At 74.2% G+C, this 23,924-nt stretch carries 23 protein-coding genes; 16 read left to right on the top strand and 7 right to left on the bottom strand.

From position 1 onward, the window contains the following. The first annotated feature begins 2 nt into the window (after positions 1–2). On the top strand, positions 3–440 hold the full coding sequence (locus ABZ793_RS08085) for a nuclear transport factor 2 family protein (RefSeq protein WP_357453675.1): 438 nt from the start codon (positions 3–5) through the stop codon (positions 438–440). On the opposite strand, the gene ABZ793_RS08080 is transcribed toward ABZ793_RS08085, so the two are convergent. Genes ABZ793_RS08080 through ABZ793_RS08070 form a run of 3 tightly spaced genes read right to left on the bottom strand, consistent with a single transcriptional unit; the run spans position 437 to position 3,142 of the window. After that, complete coding sequence (locus ABZ793_RS08080) at positions 437–913, bottom strand: DUF6232 family protein (RefSeq protein WP_357453672.1); 477 nt, start codon at positions 911–913, stop codon at positions 437–439. The genes ABZ793_RS08085 and ABZ793_RS08080 overlap by 4 nt on opposite strands. 47 nt (positions 914–960) lie before the next feature. Then, a complete protein-coding gene (locus ABZ793_RS08075) occupies positions 961–2,574 on the bottom strand; it encodes an IS200/IS605 family accessory protein TnpB-related protein (protein ID WP_357453670.1) in 1,614 nt (537 codons plus the stop codon). After that, positions 2,567–3,142: an IS607 family transposase gene (locus ABZ793_RS08070; RefSeq protein WP_357453667.1), complete on the bottom strand. Its 576-nt coding sequence runs from the start codon at positions 3,140–3,142 to the stop codon at positions 2,567–2,569. Before ABZ793_RS08070 ends, ABZ793_RS08075 begins: the two co-directional genes overlap by 8 nt. A 128-nt stretch (positions 3,143–3,270) precedes the next feature. On the opposite strand from ABZ793_RS08070, the gene ABZ793_RS08065 reads away from it, so the two are divergent. The 4 genes from ABZ793_RS08065 to ABZ793_RS08050 all read left to right on the top strand — a co-directional run bounded on the left by ABZ793_RS08065 (position 3,271) and on the right by ABZ793_RS08050 (position 7,780). After that, positions 3,271–4,044, top strand: a complete 774-nt coding sequence (locus tag ABZ793_RS08065) for an enoyl-CoA hydratase-related protein (protein ID WP_357453664.1) — start codon at positions 3,271–3,273, stop codon at positions 4,042–4,044. Positions 4,045–4,206: 162 nt separating this feature from the next. Next, the gene (locus ABZ793_RS08060; protein ID WP_357453661.1) at positions 4,207–5,829 is read left to right on the top strand and encodes an acetolactate synthase; all 1,623 of its coding nucleotides are present in this window, start codon (positions 4,207–4,209) and stop codon (positions 5,827–5,829) included. Between the two features lie 170 nt (positions 5,830–5,999). Beyond that, positions 6,000–6,974 (top strand): ATP-binding cassette domain-containing protein, encoded by a 975-nt coding sequence (locus tag ABZ793_RS08055; RefSeq protein WP_357453658.1) that lies wholly within the window; start codon positions 6,000–6,002, stop codon positions 6,972–6,974. Continuing rightward, entirely contained in the window at positions 6,971–7,780 is an 810-nt protein-coding gene (locus ABZ793_RS08050; protein WP_357453655.1) for an ABC transporter permease, read from the top strand. The genes ABZ793_RS08055 and ABZ793_RS08050 overlap by 4 nt, the downstream gene beginning before the upstream one ends. Positions 7,781–7,798: 18 nt before the next feature. Here the strand turns inward: ABZ793_RS08050 and ABZ793_RS08045 are convergent, their stop codons facing one another. Genes ABZ793_RS08045 through ABZ793_RS08035 form a run of 3 tightly spaced genes read right to left on the bottom strand, consistent with a single transcriptional unit; the run spans position 7,799 to position 8,982 of the window. Further along, positions 7,799–8,218 (bottom strand): PLD nuclease N-terminal domain-containing protein, encoded by a 420-nt coding sequence (locus tag ABZ793_RS08045; protein WP_357453652.1) that lies wholly within the window; start codon positions 8,216–8,218, stop codon positions 7,799–7,801. A 27-nt stretch (positions 8,219–8,245) separates the two neighbouring features. Next, positions 8,246–8,593, bottom strand: a complete 348-nt coding sequence (locus ABZ793_RS08040) for a DUF202 domain-containing protein (RefSeq protein WP_357453649.1) — start codon at positions 8,591–8,593, stop codon at positions 8,246–8,248. After that, positions 8,590–8,982 carry a DUF202 domain-containing protein gene (locus tag ABZ793_RS08035; RefSeq protein WP_350705113.1) on the bottom strand — a complete coding sequence of 131 codons (393 nt, stop codon included), beginning with the start codon at positions 8,980–8,982 and terminating at the stop codon, positions 8,590–8,592. Before ABZ793_RS08035 ends, ABZ793_RS08040 begins: the two co-directional genes overlap by 4 nt. A gap of 40 nt (positions 8,983–9,022) precedes the next feature. Here ABZ793_RS08035 and ABZ793_RS08030 point away from each other — a divergent pair, with 40 nt between their 5' ends. The 9 genes from ABZ793_RS08030 (at position 9,023) to ABZ793_RS07990 (ending at position 17,811) form a co-directional block, all read left to right on the top strand. After that, positions 9,023–9,820: a GNAT family N-acetyltransferase gene (locus tag ABZ793_RS08030; RefSeq protein ID WP_357453645.1), complete on the top strand. Its 798-nt coding sequence runs from the start codon at positions 9,023–9,025 to the stop codon at positions 9,818–9,820. Positions 9,821–9,822: 2 nt separating this feature from the next. Next, on the top strand, positions 9,823–10,230 hold the full coding sequence (locus ABZ793_RS08025; RefSeq protein WP_357453642.1) for a hypothetical protein: 408 nt from the start codon (positions 9,823–9,825) through the stop codon (positions 10,228–10,230). 391 nt (positions 10,231–10,621) lie between these two features. Then, on the top strand, positions 10,622–11,401 hold the full coding sequence (locus ABZ793_RS08020) for an electron transfer flavoprotein subunit beta/FixA family protein (RefSeq protein WP_350704691.1): 780 nt from the start codon (positions 10,622–10,624) through the stop codon (positions 11,399–11,401). Between the two features lie 11 nt (positions 11,402–11,412). Then, positions 11,413–12,372, top strand: coding sequence for an electron transfer flavoprotein subunit alpha/FixB family protein (locus tag ABZ793_RS08015; protein WP_357453638.1), 960 nt, complete (start codon positions 11,413–11,415; stop codon positions 12,370–12,372). Positions 12,373–12,835: 463 nt separating this feature from the next. Further along, positions 12,836–14,011, top strand: a complete 1,176-nt coding sequence (locus ABZ793_RS08010) for a cysteine desulfurase family protein (protein WP_350704695.1) — start codon at positions 12,836–12,838, stop codon at positions 14,009–14,011. 192 nt (positions 14,012–14,203) lie between these two features. Further along, entirely contained in the window at positions 14,204–15,277 is a 1,074-nt protein-coding gene (gene mnmA, locus ABZ793_RS08005) for a tRNA 2-thiouridine(34) synthase MnmA (protein ID WP_357453633.1), read from the top strand. Between the two features lie 37 nt (positions 15,278–15,314). Beyond that, positions 15,315–16,319, top strand: coding sequence for a methionine synthase (locus tag ABZ793_RS08000; RefSeq protein ID WP_357453630.1), 1,005 nt, complete (start codon positions 15,315–15,317; stop codon positions 16,317–16,319). 36 nt (positions 16,320–16,355) lie between these two features. Next, positions 16,356–16,715 carry a VOC family protein gene (locus ABZ793_RS07995; protein WP_357453627.1) on the top strand — a complete coding sequence of 120 codons (360 nt, stop codon included), beginning with the start codon at positions 16,356–16,358 and terminating at the stop codon, positions 16,713–16,715. A gap of 94 nt (positions 16,716–16,809) precedes the next feature. Next, a complete protein-coding gene (locus tag ABZ793_RS07990; protein WP_357453624.1) occupies positions 16,810–17,811 on the top strand; it encodes an ADP-ribosylglycohydrolase family protein in 1,002 nt (333 codons plus the stop codon). A 108-nt stretch (positions 17,812–17,919) separates the two neighbouring features. On the opposite strand, the gene ABZ793_RS07985 is transcribed toward ABZ793_RS07990, so the two are convergent. Then, positions 17,920–18,453, bottom strand: coding sequence for a type II toxin-antitoxin system PemK/MazF family toxin (locus tag ABZ793_RS07985; protein WP_357453621.1), 534 nt, complete (start codon positions 18,451–18,453; stop codon positions 17,920–17,922). Between the two features lie 188 nt (positions 18,454–18,641). Here ABZ793_RS07985 and ligA point away from each other — a divergent pair, with 188 nt between their 5' ends. Together ligA and ABZ793_RS07975 are read left to right on the top strand one after the other, a co-directional pair. Further along, positions 18,642–20,777: an NAD-dependent DNA ligase LigA gene (gene ligA, locus ABZ793_RS07980; RefSeq protein ID WP_357453618.1), complete on the top strand. Its 2,136-nt coding sequence runs from the start codon at positions 18,642–18,644 to the stop codon at positions 20,775–20,777. 264 nt (positions 20,778–21,041) lie between these two features. Continuing rightward, the gene (locus ABZ793_RS07975) at positions 21,042–23,789 is read left to right on the top strand and encodes a bifunctional diguanylate cyclase/phosphodiesterase (protein ID WP_357453615.1); all 2,748 of its coding nucleotides are present in this window, start codon (positions 21,042–21,044) and stop codon (positions 23,787–23,789) included. The last annotated feature ends 135 nt before the right edge of the window (positions 23,790–23,924 follow it).

Raw genomic sequence — 23,924 nt, 5'->3', positions numbered from 1 at the left:
GTATGAGCGGGCACGGGCACATGACCGAAGAGGAACGCCGGAACGAGGAGAACCGCAACGTCGAGGCGGTCCGCCGCTACCTGCGGGCGTTCGTCACCAAGGACCTGTCCGAGGTGCGCGCGGTGGTCGCCGAGGACGTGCAGATCTACGGTTCCGGCCAGCAGGTGCGGGGGCGGCACTTCGTCGAACAGGCCGTCGCGTCGCCCGGGCTGACCGTGCTCGACCAGCGGACCCACGCGCTCTTCGCCGCCGGCGACCGCGTCGTGGTCTCGCTGGCGCAGACCTACCGGCGCGACGCCACCGGCGCGACCGCGGTGCAGAGCGCCTGCAAGATGTACCGGCTGGCGGAGGGACGGATCGTGCAGTTCTGGGGCGAGCAGGACCTCTACGGGCTGCTGCGCGACCTCGGCATGCTGCCGGACGAGCCGATCGAGTTCTAGTGACGGCGGGGCGTCACCGGCTGGCCGGCCTCCACCGCCCGCTGCACCGCCCGGTAGATCTGCCCGAAGCGCAGGGCGTCGCCGGTGCACAGCAGCCGCACCGGCTGGCCGCGCCAGCGCGCCCAGATCTCCAGTTGCCGGCTGCCCCGCGCGTACGAGCGGTCCAGGTGCTCGAAGAGGAAGTCGGCGACCGGCCCGACCGCGAGCCCGACGAGCACCGAGGCCCCGACGATGGCGACGGTGACGGTGAGGGAGCGGTCCAGCGTGAGCGCCAGCGCGATGCCGAGCGCGGCGGCCACCAGGGGGCCGGCCAGCGCCGCGCCGATCGCGCCCCGGCCGGCGAGCACCCGCCAGGACCGGCTGCCACGCCGGTGCCAGACCATGCTGATGTCGGCCAGCCGGAACGTGCGGCCGTCCACGCGGACGGCGGCGGACGTGATCTGGACCGACCTGTCGTCGTAGTAAGTGATCATGGCTGCACTCCCGGTGGGCGGGCCTGACACCACACTACTTACCGTTCCTAGAGACTGAGCATGGGTTGCGCAGGCTCAGTCGCGTGCCCCGGACGGTGTTGGGCGCGCTGGTCTCCCGCGTTCGCTGCGCGTCCGGCGCCTTCGGATCGTGTCCGTGGTCCGGGAATGTGGGGGCGGGTTCCCTCACGTCCTCGGGTGCCTGGTCCGGTCTGGGCGGTCCGATGCCCGCGATGATCGCTCTGGTCGTTGCGGGGCGGTGCCGTCCGTCGTCGGATCGGGTGTCCGAGGGCGCGTCGTCCGATCGCGACGCTGGCGGCGTCGTGACAGGTGGTCTTGCGGTTGGTGCTGGTCAGGGGGCGCTGCCAATGCTGGGCGCCCCATTTGGAGGTGTAGGCGGGATCGACAGCGACGACAGTGATGCCCAACTCGGCTGCCATGCTGACGAGCCGGGACCGCAGCTTGGCTACGGGCATGCCGGAGATGAGCTTGCGGAACCGTTTGCGGCGGCCGTGTTTCTCCCGCGTTTTCTGCGCTGTGAAGTCGAGGTCTTCGATCGCGATGTTCAGCGCGTGCCGCTTGGCCCAGTGTAGAAGCCGGATCAGGGCGTGCCGCACCTGTGCGTCACGATGGTCGATGTTACCTGACAGGTCGTAGGTGAAGCGGCGTGGCTCACCCACGGGATTGCCGTGCTCGTCCAGGCGCCAGGCGGCGAGGTGGTCGGCGTTGGTGTCCACACCGATGATCCCGTTCACCCTGGCGGCGGTCAGTGGCATGGTCCGGGCCGTAGGGATCGTCCACGAGGCGGTCAGGTACCAGCGGCGCCGGTCCACGTCTTCGTGGATGCGGTACGCCACCGCCCGGTTGGCGGTGATGCGGTCGCGCCAGGTATCGCCACGGTGCGGGAATGACACCGTCGCGGCGAGCACGTACCGGCCGTGCTTCGCGTTGGCCAGGTGTGCCAGTGGGGCGGGGAGTTTGACGGAGACCTCACCGCCGGGGGTGACGCGGATCGTCTCGTTGCCGTACCGCTTCCCTGACTCGCCGTCGGCCTGGAGGAACCGCCGTTCGGCCTCCCACCGCTGCCGCCAGTCGGCTTCGGTGAGCTGTGCGGCGTCGAGGTGGTGACGGTTGCGTAGCAGCCGCTTCCCGCCCCGGACGACACGGACCCGGCCCGTGGCGCGGTCGCCCCGCTCACGCTCAAGTCGGTCCAGGAGCACATGCAGGCGCCGGCTCTTGGTGAACCACTCCTGCGCGCCGCGGTAACCGCCCGGAGCCCGTTTGCTGCCCTTCTCGCCGAGCGGCAGCGACAGTCGGTGCGCGATCGTCTTGATACCGGCTTCGAGACCTTGGATGTGGGCGAGCTGGGCGCGGCGCGACAGCGCCCACTGGTCGTGCGTGGCCTTCGTGATCGACCCGGCCCAGCGGGAGGACGACGCAGCCGTCAGGGCGCGTTTCCGCTCTGCCCAGGCGTTCGTGTCGTGGTCGAGGCCGGACCCGCAACGGGCCTTGAGATCCTTCCCGGCAAGCGTGCCGAGATGGTCACCGACCAGCCGCAGAACCTTCTCATCCTTGCCGGTGAGGCCCTTGAGCCGGTCGCGAATCGCGACACCAGACGGGCCGAGCACGACGAACGGCGCATCGATCGGCCGCAGGTCAGCCATGCTGCGCGGCCTCCAACGCCTTACGCGCCCGGTCACGGGCCGAGCGGCGGCCGTACAGGCGAGCGCAGAACGAGGTCAACACCTCCACCATGTCCCGCACCAGATCGTCGGCAACCTCACCGTCATCCAGGACGACCAGCCGGCGACCATGCGCGGACAAAGTAGCCTCAACCAGCTCCACATTCATCCGCCCAAGGCGGTCCTTGTGCTCCACCACCACCGTGGTCACGTCCGGATCGGCGAGGAGCCGACGGGCCTTACTGCGGCTGCCGTCCATCCCGGAGCCGATCTCCGCCTCCACACGCACGATGCGGTGACCGGCCTTCACGGCCCACGTCGACAACCGGGCGACCTGGCGCTCCAGGTCAGACCTCTGATCATGGGAGGACACACGGGCATACAAGCCCAACCCACCGACAGCTTCCGCAGTGGAGTTGGCCTCGATGTTCACCAGAATCGTGCGCGGCCCGACACGCTGAGCGGGCACGGGAAGCGTCCCGTTACGAAACCAGCGATACGCCGTGTGGGGATTAATCCCCTGCGCTCGCGCCCACTCAGTCAGATTCACGCGAAGACCATAACATCACTGATACAACCTCATACACGCTCATGCACACTCACCCGAAGACAGTTCCGACCCCAACGACCCTCGCCGTAAGGTTGGCTCGCGACATCGACGAGGAAGTGAGGGCCAGCGTGGGCGAGTTCGTGCGGCTGGAGACCAAGGACGGCATCGGCACCATCCGGCTGGAGCGGCCGCCGATGAACGCGCTGAACACCCAGGTGCAGGAGGAGTTGCGCGCCGCGGCAGCGGCGGCCACCGCGGACCCGGGTGTCCGCGCCGTCATCGTGTACGGCGGCGAGAAGGTCTTCGCCGCCGGCGCGGACATCAAGGAGATGGCTGACATGTCCTACGTGGACATGGCGGAGCGGGCGGCCGACCTGTCCAGCGCGCTCGGCGCGATCGCCCGGATCCCGAAGCCGGTCGTCGCCGCGATCACCGGTTACGCCCTGGGCGGCGGCTGCGAGCTGGCGCTGGCGTGCGACTGGCGGGTCGTCGCCGAGGACGCGAAGCTCGGCCAGCCGGAGATCAAGCTCGGCATCATTCCCGGCGCGGGCGGCACCCAGCGGCTGGCCCGCCTGGTCGGCCCGGCCCGCGCCAAGGACCTGATCATGTCCGGCCGGATGGTGGACGCCCAGGAGGCGCTGCGGATCGGGCTGGCCGACCGGGTGGCCCCGGCCGCCGAGGTCTACGACACCGCGGTCGAGCTGGTGCGCCCGTACCTCACCGGCCCGGTGCAGGCCCTGCGCGCCGCGAAGCTCGCGGTGGACGGCGGCCTCGACATGGACCTCAACTCCGGCCTGGCGTGGGAGAGCCAGCTCTTCGCGGCGCTCTTCGCCACCGACGACCGGCGCGAGGGCATGGCGGCGTTCGTGGCCAAGCGCAAGCCGGACTTCATCGGCCGCTGACCGGCCTGGGCCGGCGGCGCGCCCGCCGGCCCAGTGGCTCGCCGACCGTGGGGCGTCCACCACCGACGTGGACGCCTCACGCGCCGAGCCGAGGACGGTTCACATTCCGCCTACCGGTGAGTAGCGTGTGACTCCGGTCATGCGGACGAAGGGACAGCGGCGATGACGGAGCGGATCGAAGGTCACGGCGGGGAGCTCGCGCTCGCGGCGCTGCGCGCGTACGGGGTGCGGGAGATGTTCACCCTCTCCGGCGGGCACGTCTTCCCGCTCTACGACGCCGCGCACAAGACCGGCTTCCCCCTCTACGACGTCCGGCACGAGCAGTCCGCCGTATTCGCCGCCGAGGCGGTGGCGAAGCTCCAGCGCCGCCCCGGCCTCGCCGTGCTCACCGCCGGCCCCGGCGTCACCAACGGCATCTCCGGGCTGACCAGCGCCTACTTCAACGCCTCGCCGGTGCTGGTGCTCGGTGGTCGGGCCCCGCAGTTCCGCTGGGGCTCGGGCAGCCTCCAGGAGATGGACCACCTGCCGCTGGTCGCCCCGGTCACCAAGCACGCCGAGACGGTGTTCAGCCCCGACGACATCCCGCGCGCGGTGACCGCGGCGCTGACCACCGCGCTCACCCCGCACCGGGGCCCGGTCTTCCTCGACTTCCCCCTGGAGGCGGTCTTCTCGGTCGCCGACGCCGAACTCCCCGCCCTGCCGGGCATCGCGCCCGTCGAGCCCGACCCGGACGAGGTGGCGAAGGCGGCCACCCTGATCGCCGCCGCGAGCCGCCCGGTGATCATCGCCGGCTCCGACGTCTACGCCGGGGACGCGGTCGACGCCCTGCGGGCCGCCGCCGAGGCGCTCCAGGTGCCGGTCTTCACCAACGGGATGGGCCGGGGCGCGCTGCCGCCCGAGCACCCGCTCGCCTTCGCCAAGGCCCGCCGGGTGGCGCTCAAGGGCGCCGACGTCGTCGTGGTGATCGGTACCCCGCTGGACTTCCGGCTCAGCTTCGGCGACTTCGGCGACGCGAAGGTGGTGCACGTCGTCGACTCGCCCAGCCAGCGGGCCGGGCACGTCCAGCCGGCCGCCGCCCCCGCCGGCGACCTCCGGCTGGTCCTCACCGCCTTCGCCGACCACCCCGGCGACCGGGCCGACCACGCCGACTGGATCGCCGAGCTGCGCACCGCCGAGGACGCCGCGAAGGCCCGCGACGCCGCGGAGATGGCCGCCGAGACCGACCCGATCCGGCCCGCCCGGGTCTACGGCGAGCTGCGCCGGGTCCTGGCCCGCGACGCCATCACGATCGGCGACGGCGGCGACTTCGTCTCGTACGCCGGCCGCTACCTGGAGCCCGCCCAGCCCGGCACCTGGCTCGACCCGGGCCCGTACGGCTGCCTCGGCACCGGCATGGGCTACGCGATGGGGGCCCGGGTCAGCCACCCGGATCGGCAGATCTGCGTGCTGATGGGCGACGGCGCGGCCGGCTTCTCGCTGATGGACGTGGAGTCCCTCGCCCGGCAGAAGCTGCCCGTGGTGATCGTGGTCGGCAACAACGGCATCTGGGGCCTGGAGAAGCACCCCATGCGCGCCATGTACGGCTACGACGTCGCCGCCGACCTCCAGCCGGAGCTGCGCTACGACCAGGTGGTGAGCGCTCTCGGCGGCGCGGGCGAGACGGTGGCGAAGGCCGCCGACCTCGGGCCGGCCCTGCAGCGCGCCTTCGACGCCGGCGTGCCGTACCTGGTGAACGTGCTCACCGACCCGGCCGACGCCTACCCCCGCTCGTCGAACCTGGCCTGAACCACCGCCCGCCGCCGTCGCCGCGCCCCGGCGACGGCGGCGGCCGCGTTTCACCACCAGCAAAATCGGCGGTACGTCAGCGCCTGTCGCCGTAACGTCAGCCTGGGATCGGCGGAATGTCAGGGATGCCGGTCATGGCGGTTCGACCAGCGAGAACGACAGGAGTTGCGATGGATCACGCGATCCGCGCGGAGGGGCTGGTGCGCCGGTTCGGCGACACCACCGCCCTCGCCGGTGTTGACCTGGCCGTCCCCACCGGCACGGTCTTCGGCCTGCTCGGGCCGAACGGGGCCGGCAAGACCACCACGGTCCGGGTGCTCGCCACCCTGCTGCGCGCCGACGAGGGGCGCGCCACGGTCGGCGGCTTCGACGTGGTGCGCGACGCCCACCGGGTGCGCCAGTTGATCGGCCTGACCGGCCAGTACGCCTCGGTCGACGAGACGCTCACCGGGGCGGAGAACCTGCTGCTCATCGGGCGGCTGCTCGGCTCCTCCCGGGCCGACGCCAGGGCCCGCGCCCGGCAGTTGCTCGCCGACTTCCACCTCAGCGACGCCGCCGACCGGCCGGCCAAGACCTACTCGGGGGGCATGCGCCGCCGGCTCGACCTCGCCGCCAGCCTGGTCGGCCGGCCGCAGGTGCTCTTCCTCGACGAGCCGACCACCGGCCTCGACCCGCGCAGCCGCAACGAGCTGTGGGACATCGTGCGTGGCCTGGTCTCCGACGGGGTGACGGTGCTGCTCACCACGCAGTACCTGGAGGAGGCCGACCAGCTCGCCGGGGAGATCGCCGTCGTCGACCACGGCCGGGTGATCGCGCAGGGCACGCCCGAGGAACTGAAGGCCAGGACCGGCGGCCAGGTGCTCGCCGTCCGGCCCGCGGACGCGGCCGACCTGCCGACCGTGGTGGCCATCGCCGGCGAGGCGGTCCACGCCACCCCGGAGGTGGCCCAGAGCACCGTCACCGTGCCGGTGAACGACCCGGCCGTGCTGCCCGCCGTGGTGGGCCGCCTCGACGCCGCCGGCATCGCGGTCGCCGAGCTGGCCCTGCGCGGCTCCAGCCTGGACGAGGTGTTCCTCCAGCTGACCGGGCACCGCGCCGACGCCGACGCCCCTTCCGGGGCCGACCTGGAGAGGACCCCGGCATGACCGCCGCCACCCTGACCGCACCGGTCGCGCCGGCCCGCCGGCTCGGCCCCGCCGCCGGGCTGCGCCACACCTTCACCCTGGCCTGGCGCAGCCTGGTGCAGATCAAGCACAACCCGATGGAGCTGCTCGACCTGAGCATCCAGCCGGTGATGTTCGTGCTGCTGTTCACGTACGTGTTCGGCGGGGCGATCTCCGGCTCGCCCGGGGACTACCTGACCTTCGCGCTGCCGGGCATCATCGTGCAGAATGCCTTCTTCGCCACCATGACCACCGGGTTCGGGCTGAACAACGACCTCACCAAGGGCGTGTTCGACCGGCTCCGTTCGCTGCCCATCGCCCGCTGGGCGCCGCTGGCCGGGCGGATCCTCGCCGACACGGTCAAGCAGGCGTGGTCGGTGTCGCTGCTCGTCGGCGTCGGCGTGATCCTCGGCTTCCGCCTGGGCAACGGCCTGCCCGGCCTGCTCGGGGCGTTCGCCCTGCTGCTCGCGTTCTCGCTGGCCGCGTCGTGGATCTCGGTGCTGGTCGGCGTGCTGGTCAACGAGCCGGAGAAGGTGCAGATCTTCGGCTTCATGGTGATCTTCCCGCTGACCTTCACCAGCAACGCGTTCGTGCCGACCGAGACCATGCCCGGCTGGCTCCAGTCCTGGGTCGAGGTCAACCCGGTCACCATCCTGGCTGACGCGCTGCGCGGCCTGCTGGTCGGCGGGCCGGTGGCCGTGCCGGTGGTGCAGTCGCTGCTCTGGGCGGCCGTCCTCGCGGCGATCTTCGCCCCGCTCGCCGTGCGCGGGCTCCGGCGCCGGGTGTGACCCGCAACCGGCCGCCGGCTACACCTCGGGGCGGTCCTCTTCGCGCGGCGGCTCGCCCTCGCGTCGGCGCAGGTCGTCCTCGCGTCGGCGCAGGTCCTCCTCCCAGCGGGTGAACAGCTCCTGGTCCTCCCGCCGGGAGCGCTCGCCGAGCGAGCGGAGGAACTCGGGGTCGTCGTCCGGGGCGACCGGGCGGGGCCGCTCGCGGGCCGGCAGGATCCGGCCCGTCGACGGCGCGCCGCCGGGCCGGCCCGGGGTGCGCTCGCGCCCGGCGGCGAACCAGGCGAGGGAGCCGAGCAGCGGGAAGAACAGGATGATCAGCACCCAGGCGATCCGGGGGAGGGCCTTGATCTCGCCCTCCTCCGCGGAGAGGCAGCTGATCAGCGCGCAGACCGCGAGGACGATCTGCACCACGAAGAGGAGGACGTACAGCCGGGCCATGCGTCAATGATGGCGCACCCGGTCCCGTCAACCCAGCCCGCGCGCCGCCAGGAGCGCGCCGAGCAGCGCGTAGCCGGCGGTGGCCAGGGCGACCAGGGGCAGCGCCCGCCCGTAGCGGGAGGCCGGGCCGACGGCGTTCGCCCGCCGCCAGCAGACCGCCAGCGCCGCGGCCCAGCCGAGCACGGCCAGCCCGGCGACGAGCGCGCCGAGCGTCCCGCCGGCGGGCGGGCCGGTGAGCGCCAGCCGCACGGTCAGCACCATGATCACCGTGAGCGCCAGCGCCGTGCGCCGCCAGGCCAGCCGGGTCCGCTCGGGTTGCAGCCCGGGGTCGCGCGCCGGCCGGCCCGGCGGCGTCCGCTGCGCGCCGGCGCTCACCGTTCGCCGACCGCCCGGGCCAGCACCGCCGCCACCAGCAGCAGCGCGCCGAGGCCGACGGCGAGGGCGAGCACCGCCGGGAAGCGGGAGGCCGGCAGTTCCTCGCCGAGCCGGATCGCCCGCTCCGTACGCGCCCAGTGGTCGACCGCCCGGACCGCCACGGTTCCGCCGAGCAGCAGCAGCGCGACGGCGATCACCTCACGCAGGTGTGCCAGCGGCAGCGGCGGCAGGAACTGGGCGGCGGCGAGCCCACCCGCGACCAGCGCCAGCCCCGTCCGCAGCCAGGCCAGGAAGGTCCGCTCGTTGGCCAGCGAGAACCGGTAGTCGGGGGTGCTGCCGACCGAGCGCAGTTCGCGCGGGTCGAACCATCGCCTGATCGCCTGCCACACGTGCCGATTATCCGCTTCCGTCCGGTCGTAGCCTGGAGCAGTGACGGATCTTGACGTGACGACGCTGCGGAACGCGTACGACCACCAGTTGCGGGCGTCGGTGCCCGACCCGCTGCCGGCGGGGGTGACCGTGGACCGGGACGGCCCGCTGGTCCGCCTCCTCGGCCTCGACCACGGCGGCTTCCTCACCTACCGCGACCTCGACGGGCTGACCGGCGCAGCGCTGGACGCGCTGATCGCCCGGCAGGTGGAGTTCTTCCGGGCCCGCGGGGAGTCGGTGGAGTGGAAGTGGCACGGCCACGACGAGCCGGCGGACCTGCCGGAGCGGTTGCGTGCCGCCGGGTTCGTGCCGGAGGAGCCGGAGACCGTCGTGATCGGCCCGGTCGCGCCGCTCGCGGCCACGCTCCCGGTGGTCCCCGAGGGCGTACGCCTGCGCGAGGTGACCGCCCGCGCGGACCTGGACCGGATCGTGGCGATGGAGGAGGCGGTCTGGAACGCCGACCGCAGCCACCTGGCCACCGGGCTGGAGAAGGAGATCGCGGCGGACCCGCAGTCGATCACGGTGGTGGTGGCCGAGGCGGGCGACGAGGTGGTGAGCGCGGGCTGGGTGCGTTACGTGCCGGGGACCGGGTTCGCCACCCTGTGGGGCGGCTCGACCCTCGCCCCGTGGCGCCGCCGGGGCATCTACCGGGCGCTGGTCACCTACCGGGCCCGGCTCGCCGCCCAGCGCGACCGGACGCTGCTCCAGGTGGACGCCTCCGACGAGAGCCGGCCGATCCTCCAGCGGCTCGGCCTCGTCCCGGTCACGACGACCACCCCGTACGTCTACACTCCGTGATCATGGAGCAGCGGTTGACGGCCGAGGAGCGGCTGACCCTCAAGGCGGGCGCGTTCGGGGCGGTGTTCCTGGTGGCCAACGCCGACCCGGGGATGCTCGCCCTGTTCCGGGAGAGCTTCGCCGCCTCCGCCGCGATGGCCGACACGAGCGGGATCGTGAAGGAGGCGCTGACCACCGGGCCGCTGCCGAAGCTGCCCCGGGACTCGGCGCTGGAGATCGAGGCGGTGGTGCTGCCGGCGCTGGGCCGCTCCGTCGAGATCCTGCGCGAGAAGTCGCCGCAGGACGTGGCTATCTACCGCGAGGTGGTGCTGTCCGCCGCCGAGCGGGTGGCCGGGGCGCACCGGGGGGTGGCCCCGGCCGAGGCGGCGGTCATCGAGCGGATCAGGGGCGCGCTGGCTCAGTCGGCGTGAGCCGGTCCGCCGGCGCGGGAGCGTGCCGGCCCGGCGACCAGAGCGCCCGGACGGTGGCGCGTACGCACCGGTCGCGGACCCGGCCGCAGGCGCAGCGGTACGCCTCGGGGCGCGCCCGGCGACAGGGGCGCCGCGGCGCGTCGTGCGGCGTGGCGCTGGAAGACTCTGACATTTCGCGACACCTCCCGATTTGCCAGATTACCCGCCCGACGGCCCGCCGTGAGCTGTGTCACCCTGAGGTCGCCGGAGGTCGATGCTACTGGCAGGTAACATTGCGCCGTGGGCAACTGCACAGCAGCCCGTGGTTGACCGATCGTTAAGTCACGCGGGAGGCTGCGCCCGTGACCGGGCGAGTGATCGCTACACCAAACAGGAGGGTCGTCGAAGCGCGATGAACATCGTCGTACTCGTCAAGCAGGTGCCCGATTCGGGCGCGGACCGCAACCTGCGCACTGACGACAACACCGTCGACCGCGGCTCGGCGAACAACGTCATCAACGAGATGGACGAGTACGCCATCGAAGAGGCGTTGAAGATCAAGGAGGCCCACGGCGGCGAGGTCACCGTCCTGACCATGGGTCCGGACCGGGCGACCGAGTCGATCCGCAAGGCGCTCTCCATGGGCCCCGACAAGGCCGTGCACGTCGTGGACGAGGCCCTGCACGGGTCCTGCGCCGTGGCCACCTCGAAGGTGCTCGCCGCCGCGCTCGGCCAGCTGAACGCCGACCTGGTGCTCTGCGGCGCCGAGTCGACCGACGGCCGGGTGCAGGTGATGCCGCACATGATCGCCGAGCGGCTGGGCGTCGCGGCGCTGACCGGCGCCCGCAAGCTCACCGTCGACGGCTCCACCCTGACCGTCGAGCGGCAGACCGAGGAGGGCTACGAGGTGGTCACCGCCGCCACCCCCGCCGTGGTCTCCGTCTGGGACACCATCAACGAGCCGCGCTACCCGTCCTTCAAGGGCATCATGGCCGCGAAGAAGAAGCCGGTGCAGACGCTCTCCCTGGGTGACCTCGGCGTCGCCCCGGCCGAGGTGGGCTTCGAGGGCGCGACCAGCGCCGTGCTGGAGCACACCAAGCGCCCGCCGCGCTCCGGCGGCGCGAAGATCACCGACGAGGGCGACGGCGGCGTCAAGCTGGTCGAGTTCCTCGCCACCGAGAAGTTCGTGTGAGAGGTCTGGACATGTCTGAGGTTCTCGTCGTCGTCGAAGCCACCCGGGAATTCGGCGTCAAGAAGGTCACCCTGGAGATGCTCACCCTCGCCCGCGAGCTGGGCACGGCGAGCGCGGTCGTGCTCGGCGGCCCCGGCGCCGCCGAGGCGCTGAGCGCCAAGCTGGGCGAGTACGGCGCGGAGAAGATCTACGCCGCCGAGGGTGACGACATCGACGGCTACCTGGTGGCCCCCAAGGCCACCGTCGTGGCCGAGCTGGTCAAGCGGGTGCAGCCCGCGGCCGTGCTGCTCGCCTCGTCCCAGGAGGGCAAGGAGATCGCCGCCCGCCTGGCCGTCAAGCTGGACAACGGCATCCTGACCGACGTGGTCGACCTGGCCGCCGACGGCACCGCCACCCAGGTGGCCTTCGCCGGCTCGACCATCGTCAAGTCCAAGGTCACCCGCGGCCTGCCGCTGGTCACCGTCCGGCCGAACTCGGTCAACCCGACCCCGGCGGTCGCCACCCCGGCCGTCGAGCAGCTCACCGTGTCGGTCACCGACTCCGACAAGCTGGCCAAGGTCGTCGACCGGGTCGCCGAGCAGAAGGGCTCCCGCCCCGAGCTCACCGAGGCCGGCGTCGTCGTCTCCGGCGGTCGCGGCGTCGGCAACGCCGACAACTTCAAGCTGGTCGAGGAGCTGGCCGACCTGCTGGGCGGCGCCGTCGGCGCGTCCCGCGCGGCCGTCGACTCCGGCTTCTACCCGCACCAGTTCCAGGTGGGCCAGACCGGCAAGACCGTCTCCCCGCAGCTCTACGTCGCGCTCGGCATCTCCGGTGCCATCCAGCACCGGGCCGGCATGCAGACCTCGAAGACCATCGTCGCGGTCAACAAGGACGGCGAGGCGCCGATCTTCGAGCTGGCCGACTTCGGCGTGGTGGGTGACCTGTTCAAGGTCGTCCCGCAGGCCGCGGAGGAGATCCGCAAGCGCAAGTGAGCTGACGCTCGCCCGCACCCGGGCCGGGAACCGCGCGGCGGTTCCCGGCCCGTCGCCGTCCGGCCCCGACCGGGGAGGATCGGAACCGACGACACGTCATCGGGCGCGGCCTGACCGCGGGTGGGGAGCTGATCGGCGGGCCGGGGAGCTGAGCCGGCCCGCCGATCAGCCCGTCAGAGGCCCTCGGCACGCTCTCGCGGAAGCCGTGGGCTGTCGGACGCCTCGGCGGAAACGTCGACAACCGAGTATGCCTGATGGCCGACGTCCGGTGGCAACGGCAGCAGCTCGTCCGACCCGTCGCCGAGCACACCGACCGGGAACATCCGTGTGTCGCGCGGGTCGGTAGTACCCCGCGACGTCCGAGAGATTCGTGACGTGCGGGTACGGGTCTCACCGCCCCGTGGGTCGGACGGCGTACTCCGGCCTCCATCCGGTCCGGGGCCGGTCGTTAGGCTGAGCCGTGATGGCATACCTGGATCACGCGGCGACGACTCCGATGCTCGACGAGGCACTGGAGGCGTACGTCGCCACCGCCCGCGAGGTCGGCAACGCGTCCTCGCTGCACGCGTCGGGCCGCCGTGCCCGGCGGCGGGTGGAGGAGTCGCGGGAGCGGGTGGCCGCCGCGCTGGGCGCCCGCCCCTCCGAGGTCGTCTTCACCGGCGGCGGGACCGAGAGCGACAACCTCGCGGTCAAGGGCATCTTCTGGGCGCGACGGGGAGCCGACACCCGGCGGGACCGGGTGGTCTCCAGCGCGGTCGAGCACCACGCCGTGCTCGACGCGGTGGACTGGCTGGTCGACCACGAGGGGGCCCGGGTGGGCTGGCTCTCGGTGGACGCCAGCGGCCGGCTCAGCCCCGACGAGCTGCGCGCCGAGCTGGCCGAGCACGGTGACCGGGTCGCGGTGGTGACCGCGATGTGGGCCAACAACGAGGTGGGCACCGTGCAGCCGGTCGCCGACCTGGCCGCGGTCGCCGCCGAGCACGGGGTGCCCTTCCACACCGATGCGATCCAGGCGGTCGGGCAGGTGCCGGTGGACTTCGCCGCCAGCGGGGTCGCCGCGCTGACCGTGACCGGGCACAAGCTCGGCGGGCCGACCGGGGTGGGCGCCCTCGTGCTCGCCCGCGACGTACCGGCCACCCCGCTGCTGCACGGCGGCGGCCAGGAGCGCGACGTGCGCTCCGGCACCCTCGACACCGCCGGCATCGTCGCCTTCGCCGTCGCCGTGGAGGCGGCGGTCAAGGGCCAGCAGGAGTACGCGGCCCGGATCGCCGCGCTCCGCGACGACCTGGTCGAGCGGGTCCGGCAGGCGGTGCCCGAGGTGGTCTTCAACGGCGACCCCACCGGCCGGCTGCCGGGCAACGCGCACTTCTCCTTCCCCGGCTGCGAGGGAGACGCCCTGCTGCTCCTGCTGGACGCCCAGGGCATCGCCTGCTCGACCGGCTCGGCCTGCTCCGCCGGGGTGGCCCAGCCGTCCCACGTGCTGCTGGCCATGGGCGCCGACGACGACCGCGCCCGCTCCTCGCTGCGCTTCACCCTCGGCCACACCAGCACGCCCGCCGACGTCGACGCCCTCATCGCCGCGCTCCCGGCCACCGTCGAGCGCGCCCGCCGCGCCGCCGCCCTCCGCACCCCCCGCTGACCCTCCTCACCGCGCCACCCCACCCTCGTCGCGCCCGCGATCTTGCACTCTCGGCCCCGTGATCGCGGTGTTCGCCCCTTTTGCCGGGGTGACAACTGCAAGATCACGCGGCGGACGACGTCGGCGCCAGGGCGGGGAGGTCGGGCGGGGCGGGGACGGGGATAGGCTCGGCGGGGTGAAGGGAGTGGGCCGGTGAGGGTGTTGGCGGCGATGTCCGGCGGGGTCGACTCGGCGGTCGCGGCGGCGCGGGCGGTGGAGGCGGGGCACGACGTGACCGGCGTGCACCTGGCGCTGGCGCGCAACCCGCAGACGTACCGCACCGGTGCGCGCGGCTGCTGCACGCTGGAGGACTCCCGCGACGCCCGGCGGGCCGCCGACGTCATCGGCATCCCGTTCTACGTCTGGGACATGGCCGACCGCTTCCACTCCGACGTGGTGGACGACTTCGTCGCCGAGTACGCGGCGGGCCGTACGCCGAACCCCTGCCTGCGCTGCAACGAGAAGATCAAGTTTGCCGCGGTGCTGGACCGGGCCGTGGCCCTGGGCTTCGACGCCGTGGTCACCGGCCACCACGCCCGGCTCGGGGCGGACGGGCTGCTGCGCCGCAGCGTCGACGTGGCCAAGGACCAGTCGTACGTCCTCGCGGTGCTCACCCGCGAGCAGCTCGACCGGTCGGTCTTCCCGCTCGGCGACTCGACGAAGGCGCAGGTCCGCGAGGAGGCCGCCCGGCGGGGGCTGGCGGTGGCCGACAAGCCCGACTCGCACGACATCTGCTTCATCGCCGACGGCGACACCCGCGGCTTCCTCGCGCAGCGCCTCGGCGAGGCGCCCGGCGACGTGGTGGACGCGACCACCGGCGCCGTGGTGGGCAGCCACACCGGCGCGTACGCGTACACCGTCGGGCAGCGGCGCGGCCTGCACCTGGACCGGCCGGCGCCGGACGGCCGCCCCCGGTACGTGCTCTCCATCACGCCGACGACCAACACGGTGACGGTCGGCCCGGCGGAGGCTCTCGAGGTCTCCCGGGTGCGCGCCGAGCGTCCGGTGTGGACGGGCGGGCCACGACCGGACGCCCCGCTGGAGTGCGAGGTGCAGTTGCGGGCGCACGGCGACGTGGTGCCGGCGACGGTCGAGCTGAGCGCCGACGGCCTCCGCGCCGAGCTGCGCCGCCCGGTGCGCGGGGTCGCCGCCGGCCAGGCGATCGTCGCCTACCGGCCGGACCCGGCCGGCGACGTCGTGCTCGGCTCCGCCACCATCGCCGGCTGACCGGTCGGGCCGCCCGGCGGCCGGATAGTCTTCGGCCGTGACAGATCAGGCGTGGCCCTGGCCGGCCGGCGCGGCGACCGGCATCGGTTCCCTCCCCGGCACCGACATCGCCGAGGCGCAGCGGATCGTCCTCGGCGAGCTTCCCGCGCTGCCGCACCTGCCGGAGCTGCCGGCCCGGGGCCCCGGCGCCGACCTGGTCGGCCGGACCGCCGGCCTCCTGGTCGAGCTGCCGGTCGAGCTGTACGCCGCCCGCTGGCGGATCGCGCCCCGCCCCGGGCGGGACCTGCGCCGCGCCCGCGACCTGATGGAACGCGACCTCGACCAGCTCGCCGAGCAGGCCGAGGAGTACGCGGGACCGGTCAAGATCCAGGCGGGTGGCCCGTTCACCCTCGCCGCGTCCCTGGAGCTGCCGATCGGGGGCCGGATGCTGCGGGATCCCGGCGCGGTGCGGGACCTCACGGGTTCGCTCGCGGAGGGGCTGCGCGCGCACGTCGCGGCGGTCGTCCGCCGGCTGCCGCACGCCACCGTGCTGCTCCAACTCGACGAGCCGTCGCTGCCGGCCGTGCTCGCCGGGCGGGTGCCCACCGAGAGCGGGTTCGGCGTGTACCGGGCCGTGGAGCCGGGCGTCGCCGGGTCGCTGCTGCGCGCGGTCGTCGAGGCGGCCGGTGTGCCGGTCCTGGTGCACTGCTGCGCGCCGGACGTGCCGCTGGAGCTGATCCGCGTCGCGGGCGCCGTCGGCGTGGCCCTCGACCTCGACCTCGTCACCGACCTGGACCCGCTGGGCGAGGCGATCGACGCCGGGCTCGGGCTGCTGGCCGGTGCCGCGCCGACCCGGCCGCCGGCCGCCGGTCGCGCGCCCACCTCGGCGCAGGTCGCCGACCGGGTACGCCAGCTCTGGGACCGCCTCGGCTTCCCGCGCCGGCGGCTCGCCGAGCAGGTCGTGGTCACCCCGGCGTGCGGCCTCGCCAACGCGACCCCGCAGTACGCCCGCGCGGTGCTCGCCGCCTGCCGGGACGCGGGGCGGCGGCTCGCCGAGGACTGAGGTTTCCTGTCGTACGGGCGGGGCACGATGGTCGGCATGATTGGAAAGCTGCGCACAGTGGTCATCGACTGTCCCGACCCGCGGGCCCTGGCCGACTTCTACTCCGAGCTGCTGGGCCTGCCGCCGGACGCCGACGCCAGCGACGACGGTTGGGTGGTGATCTCCGGCTCCGGGCACCGGCTCGCCTTCCAGAAGGCACCCGACCTGCGCCCGCCGGCGTGGCCGGACCCGCAGCGCCCCCAGCAGTTCCACCTGGACGTCGAGGTGGACGACGTGGAGGCGGCCGAGAAGCGGGTGCTGGCGCTCGGCGCCCGGCGGCTGCCGGGGGAGGGCGACGACTTCCGGGTCTACGCCGACCCCGCCGGTCACCCGTTCTGCCTGATCTTCTTCGACTGAGTCGTCCGCCGGCCGGATCCCGTCCGTCCGCCGGCACGGGCTCGGCGGGCCGCGGCGGTGGTGCGGGTTGCGGTCGGGCGGCATGATCGCGGGAATGATCGACACCTCGCTCCGGCGGGCCGCCGGCTCGCTCTTCGGCCTCGCCTACGGTGACGCGCTGGGCAAACCGACCGAGTTCCTGACCGTCGCCGAGATCGTTCGCCGCTACGGCCCGGCCGGCCCGCGCGAGCTCGCCGGCCACCCGGCACTGGTGACCGACGACACCCAGATGGCGCTGGCCGTCGGCTGGGCGCTGCACGACGCCCCGGCGCTGACGCCCGAGGCGGTCGAGCCGCTGCTGCGGCAGCGCTTCCTCGACTGGGCGGCCAGCCCGGAGAACAACCGGGCGCCGGGCATGACCTGCCTGCGTGCCTGTGCCGAACTCGGGCGGGGTGTGCGCTGGCAGGAGGCGACGGTCGCCGGCTCGAAGGGCTGCGGGGCGAACATGCGGGTCACCCCGGTCGGCCTGCTCGACGTCGACGTGGAAACCCTCGCCGGGCTGTCCCAGCTCCAGGCGGGGCTGACCCACGGGCACCCGACCGGCCTGGCGGCCAGCGAGCTGACCGCGTACGCCGTGTGGCTGCTGCGCGCCGGCGCGGCGCCGGCGGACCTGCCCCGCCTGCTCGCCGACCGGGCCCGCGACCAGCGGCGCGTCTACCGCGCCGACTGGCTCGGCGACCTCTGGCAGCGCCCCGGCGTGGAGACGCCGGAGGACTTCATCGCCCGCGGCTGGGACGAGTGCCTGGCGGTCCTCGGCCGCCTCGACGCCGCGCTCGCCGACCCGGACGACGGCGGCGACCCGTGCCGGCACACCGGCGAGGGCTGGATCGCCGAGGAGGCGTTGGCCACCGCGCTGTTCTGCGCGATCCGGCACGCCGACGACCCGGTCGCCGCGCTGGCCCGGGGCGCCACCACCGCCGGCGACTCCGACTCGATCGCCGCGCTGGCCGGCGCCTTCGTCGGCGCGGCCCTGGGCATGCCGGCCTGGCCCGACGCCTGGTCCGCCCGCATCGAGTACGCCGACCAGCTCCACGCCCTCGCCCGCGCCTTGGACTGACCTGCCCCGCCGTCCGAGAGCCCGCCGGACGGCGGTTCGGGCCGTGCGAGGGCCGGCCGGCCGGAGCGTCCCGTCGGGCCGTGCGAGAGCCGGCCGGCCGGCGCGTGGTCAGGCGCCGGGGAGGTGGGGCAGGCGGCGGATGCGGCGCCACAGGGCGGGGTCGCAGGCGACGGCGTGGCGGGAGAAGCCGACCAGCGGAACGTGGGCGGGCTCGGCCAGGTCAACGAAGCTGTCGTGGTCGGCCCCGGGGTCCCACTCCCGGGTCGGGATGCGGACGTGGTCGTCCCGGCCGCTCTTGTCCTGACTGGTGATCTTCAGGACGTCGGCGCCCCGGGCGTCGGCGCGCAGCACCAGGCAGGGCCGCACCTTCGAGCCGGTGCCGTCGGCGTACGGGACGTCGGCCCACCAGATCTCCCCCGGGCGCGGCGCGCCGGCGGGCGCCCGTTCGGCGGTACGCGGCCGGGGTGGCGCGGTCGACCGGCCCGGCCCGCCCGGCGACGCGGTGCCGCGGCCGGGCCGGGTGCGCGGGCGTTCCCGTCGGCGCGGGGCGTCGTCACGGGCACCGCGCCGCCACTCGTTCCACGCCCAGCCGGCCGCCACGGCCAGCGCGACCGCCGCCGCCCAGAGCAGCCATTCCGGCATCCGTACCCCCGCCTCGAGAGTCGGTGCGGCGCGGACGCCGCAGGTGGCGGGCCACCCGGCGCAGCCCGCAGTCCGGCGATCCTCGCACGTCGGCGGCCCTGGCGCCGCTCAGGCGTGGCGGGTGGCCGGCGGATTGTCCCACCGGACCGATACGGTGCCGGGGTAGCGGAATCACGGGAGGTCGCACGGTGTCCGAGGAAGCCATCCACCAGCAGGTCACTCCGGCACAGGAGGCGGCCGCGGGTGCCGAGCCGACCCTGGAGGCGCGGGAGCAGCACGCCACCCTGAGCCAGGAGCTGACCGAGCACCAGTACCGCTACTACGTGCTGGACGCGCCGACCATCTCCGACGCCGAGTTCGACCGGCAGTTGCGGGAGCTGGCGGCGCTGGAGGAGCAGTTCCCCGCGCTGCGCACACCCGAGTCGCCGACGCAGCGGGTCGGCGGCACCTTCTCCACGGACTTCACCCCGGTGGCCCACGCCGAGCGGATGCTCTCGCTCGACAACGCCTTCGCCGACGAGGAGCTGGCGGCCTGGGCCGAGCGGGTCGAGCGCGACGCGGGCGGGCCGGTGCCCTACCTCTGCGAGCTGAAGGTCGACGGGCTCGCCATCAACCTCACCTACGAGCGCGGGCGGCTGGTCCGCGCGGCGACCCGGGGCGACGGCCGCACCGGCGAGGACGTCACCGCCAACGTGCGCAGCATCCGCGACGTGCCGGGCCAGCTCTCCGTGTCGGCGGAGTTCCCCGACATGCCGGAGTTCATCGAGGTCCGCGGCGAGATCTACTTCCCGGTGGCCGCCTTCGCCGACCTCAACGCCGGGCTCGTCGAGCAGGGCAAGGCACCGTTCGCCAACCCGCGCAACGCGGCCGCCGGCAGCCTGCGCCAGAAGGATCCGCGGATCACCGCGTCCCGTCCGCTGCGCCTGGTGGTGCACGGCATCGGCGCCCGCCGCGGCTTCCAGCCGGTGACGCAGTCCGAGTCGTACGCGGCCCTGAAGGCGTGGGGGCTGCCGACCAGCGACCGTTGGCGGGTGGTGCCCGACCTGGCCGGCGTCGCGGAATTCATCGCCCACTACGCCGAGCACCGGCACGACGTCGAGCACGAGATCGACGGCGTGGTGGTCAAGGTCGACCCGGTCTCGATCCAGGGCCGGCTCGGTTCGACCAGCCGGGCGCCGCGCTGGGCGATCGCCTTCAAGTACCCGCCGGAGGAGGTGACCACGAAGCTGCTCGACATCGACGTCGAGGTCGGGCGCACCGGCCGGGTCACGCCCCGGGCCGTGCTCCAGCCCGTCAAGGTGGCCGGCTCCACCGTCGCGTACGCCACCCTGCACAACGCGCGGGAGGTCGAGCGCAAGGGCGTCCTGATCGGCGACACCGTGGTGCTGCGCAAGGCCGGCGACGTGATCCCCGAGGTGCTCGGCCCGGTGGTCGACCTGCGCCCCGCCGACGCCCGGCCGTTCGTCATGCCCACCACCTGCCCGGCCTGCGGCTCGCCGCTGGCACCGGCCAAGGAGGGCGACGTCGACATCCGCTGCCCCAACTCCCGCACCTGCCCCGGCCAGCTGCGGGAGCGGGTCTTCCACCTGGCGAGCCGCAAGGTGTTCGACATCGAGGCGCTCGGCCACAAGAGCGCGGCGGCGCTGCTCGACGCCCACATCATCACCGACGAGGGCGACCTGTTCTCCCTCGACGCCGAGCAGCTCGCGAAGTCGCCCTTCTTCGTCAACAAGGACGGCAGCCTCGGCAGCAACGCGGTCAAGCTGCTCGACAACCTGGCCGTGGCCAAGGAACGCGACCTGTGGCGGGTGCTGGTGGGGCTGTCCATCCGGCACGTCGGGCCCACCGCCGCGCGGGCGCTCGCCCGGCACTTCCGCTCCGTGGAGGCGATCGACCGGGCCGGCGAGGAGGAGCTCTCCTCGGTCGACGGCGTGGGGCCGACGATCGCGGCGAGCATCCGGGAGTGGTTCGCCGTCGACTGGCACCGCGAGGTGGTCCGCAAGTGGGCCGAGGCCGGCGTACGGATGGCCGAGGACGTGGTCGACGAGGGGCCACGCCCGCTGGAGGGGCTCAGCGTCGTGGTGACCGGCACGCTGGCCGGGTTCAGCCGCGACCAGGCCGCCGAGGCGATCCAGAGCCGGGGCGGCAAGGTCAGCGGGTCGGTCTCCAAGAAGACCTCCTTCGTGGTCGTGGGCGACAACCCGGGCTCCAAGGCGGACAAGGCGGCCAGCCTCAAGGTGCCCGTCCTCGACGAGGCGGGCTTCCAGGTGCTGCTGGACGAGGGCCCGGACGCGGCCCGGGGGGTCGCCCGCACCGAGGAGTGACGGCGGGCCGGCGGCGAAGCCGCCGGAACGTGGGGGCGGGCGCGCGGGAAATCCGCCCCGGCGGGCGCGCGGGCGGACGTCCGCGGTGTCGTCGGTGGGCGTCGCCGCGGGCGGCTTGCGGGGACTGGCCCGGATACCAACTTAATTACGACTACGACCGATTCGCGACTGTCGTGTCGGGCATTGCACCACCGAGGGCGTTTCATTGACGGCACGGCGTGTCAGCGGGTCACGCCTCGTGGACCGAGCCCCCCGGGAGGTGCGATGGAGGCCGCCGACCTGCGAAACTCCGTTCCGCCCGGCCGGGGACGCCCGTTCTTCGTCTTCGTCTGGTCGGTCGTCGCGCTGGCCGTGCTGCTCTGCGTACGCCCGCTGCTCGCCCTCCCGGAGGAGCTGCCGGAGCTGCCGGCGGCGTTCTGGGTGATGGCGGCCCTCGCCATCGGCTGCGACGCGCGCCCGTTCGTCCCGCCCGGGCGCCGGCAGACCTCGGCGGTCTTCCCGTCCACCTGCTTCACCTTCGCGATCCTGCTCGGCTGGGGGTTCGGCCCGGCGGTCGCCGTGCAGGCGGTGGCCGTCGTCGTCTCCGGCTGGCGGATGGGGCACGCCCCCTGGCGGACGGCCTTCAACGCCGGCCAGTACGCCTGCGCCCTGGCCGCCGCGTACGTGGTCACCTGGCTCGGGCCCGGCGGCATCTTCGACGGCGGCCCGCTGCGCTGGACGGACGTGGCCGTCGTGGGCGGCGCGACGGTGGCCTGGTTCGCCGTCAACTACGCGCTGGTGAGCGCCGCCGTCCGGCTGCGCTTCGGCGACCGCTGGTGGCCCAGCCTGCGGCAGGGGCTGGGCTTCGAGCTGCTCTCCACCGGTTCGCTGCTGCTGCTCGCCCCGGTGCTGGTCGCCGCGGCCCGGGCCAGCGCGGCGCTGATCCCGCTGGTGCTGGTGCCGCTGTTCGCCGTCTACCGGATGGCCCGGCTCAGCGTGGAGCAGCAGCAACTGGCCTCACTGGACCCGCTCACCGGCCTGCCCAACCGCAAGGCGCTGCTGGCCGAGGTCGGCGAGCAGGTGCACCTGCACGCCGAACGGGCAACCCGCGGCGAGCCCGGCGCCCACCTGGCGCTGCTCCTGATCGACCTGGACCGGTTCAAGAACGTCAACGACGCGCTCGGACACGCGGTGGGTGACCGGCTGCTGGTCGAGGTGAGCGCGCGGCTGACCGGCGTGGCCGGGGAGGACATGGTGGCCCGGCTGGGCGGGGACGAGTTCGCCATCGTGATGACCGGGCTGGCCGACGTCGATGAGGCTCGGGACCTCGCCGACCGGGTGGTCCGCGCGCTGGCCGAGCCGGTGCCCCTGGACGGGCTGCCGCTCGACGTGGGCGGCTCCATCGGCGTCGCGCTCTTCCCGGAACACGGTGAGGACTTCGCGACCCTGATGCGCCACGCCGACGTGGCGATGTACGACGCCAAGCACCGCAACGACACCGTGGCGGTCTACGCGGCCGAGTCGGACCACAACTCCGCCGAGCGGCTGGGCCTCCTCGCGGACCTGCGCCGGGTGCTGGAGTCCGGCCGCCCGGCCGGCGCGCCGCCGGCGACGCGGGCCGGGCTCCCGCCCGGGGACGCCGCGCGGGCCGGGCTCCCGGCGGGGGAAGCCGCCCCGGAGGGCCTACCGGCGGGGGAAGGCGCGCGGGCCGGGCTCCCGGGCGACGGCGACGGGCCGCAGGGGGCGGCCGACCGGACCGTGGCCGGTGGGGTCCTGGCCGAGGGGGGCGGCGGCCCCGCCGGCGTCAACGGTGCCGCGACGGCACCGGCCACGCCGGCGATGGGCGCGCGGGGCGGGGACGGCGCGGAACTTCCGGCCGACGCGGCGGGTCTGCGCCCCGACGCCGGATGCGGCCGCTGGCGGTTGCGCCGCCGCCGGCAGCGGACCGAGCCGCCGCACACCGACGAGTTGATCAACCGGATCGTCACCGCCGCCGACCCGATCCGCCGCCGGGCGGCGGCATCACCCGAGACCGGCCCGGACCGGGGCGACGGTCCCGGCCGCCGCGAGCACGCCGGCCGGCCCGGCGGCGAGACCGGCGTACGCCGGCAGGGCGCGACCGGCGACGGCGGCCGGCGCGGCGACCGCGACCCGGCGGGCCGGCGGGGTGGCCCGCTGGACGCGGCCCGACGGCGGGGCGCGGACCCCGGGCCGGCTCGGGGTCGGGACGCGGAGCTGGACCCGGCCGCCGACGCGGGCGAGATCACCATGTACTACCAGCCGCAGGTCGCGATCGCGACCGGTGAGGTGGTCGGCGTGGAGGCGCTGCTGCGCTGGCGGCACCCCCGCCGGGGGATGGTCGACCCGGAGGAGCTGATCCGGGTCGCCGAGCAGAGCGCGGTGATGCGGCTGCTGACCCGGCGGGTGGTGGACGACGTGGTGGAACAGCTCGCCAAGTGGTCGGCCGCCGGGATCGCCCTGCCGGCGGCGCTCAACGTCAGCGTTCGGGACCTGCACACCGGCGAGATCGCCGACCAGATCGCCGACCTGCTCGCCCGGTACGGCGTGCCGCCGCAGCGGCTGCAACTGGAGATCACCGAGGGGGCGCTGATGGCCGACCCCCGCCGGGTGCTGGCCACCATCTCCCGCCTGCACCGGATCGGGGTGGGCATCGCGCTGGACGACTTCGGCACCGGGTACTCGTCGTTGCAGCACCTGCGTCGGCTGCCGCTGTCCGAGGTGAAGGTGGACCGCTCCTTCGTGCTGGGGATGGCCGAGGACGCCGACGACGCGGCGATCGTGCGGTCGACGATCGAGCTGGCCAAGGCGCTCGGGCTGCGGGTGGTCGCCGAGGGCGTGGAGGACGAGCGCACCTGGCGCATGCTGCACGCCGCCGGCTGCGACGCCGCGCAGGGCTGGTTCTACGCCCGGCCGATGCCGGCCGAGGAACTCGTCGCCTGGCTGGCCCGCTACCGCCCGGTCCGCCCGACCCCGAGCGCCGACGCGGAGATCCCCCGCCGGCACGCCCGCTGAGCCCACCGCCGCCGAGCCCGTCGCCCGCCGAGCCCGTCGCCGGGATGCCTCTCGCCGGGGCGGCGGCCCGGCGCGCCGCGCCCATGGGGGGAGTCGGGGACGCGCCGCCCGGACGGAACAATAGACTCGCTCCGG

Source organism: Micromonospora sp. NPDC047465 (assembly GCF_040643125.1).
Lineage (GTDB): Bacteria > Actinomycetota > Actinomycetes > Mycobacteriales > Micromonosporaceae > Micromonospora.
This window is presented reverse-complemented; position numbering and strand designations above follow the sequence as displayed.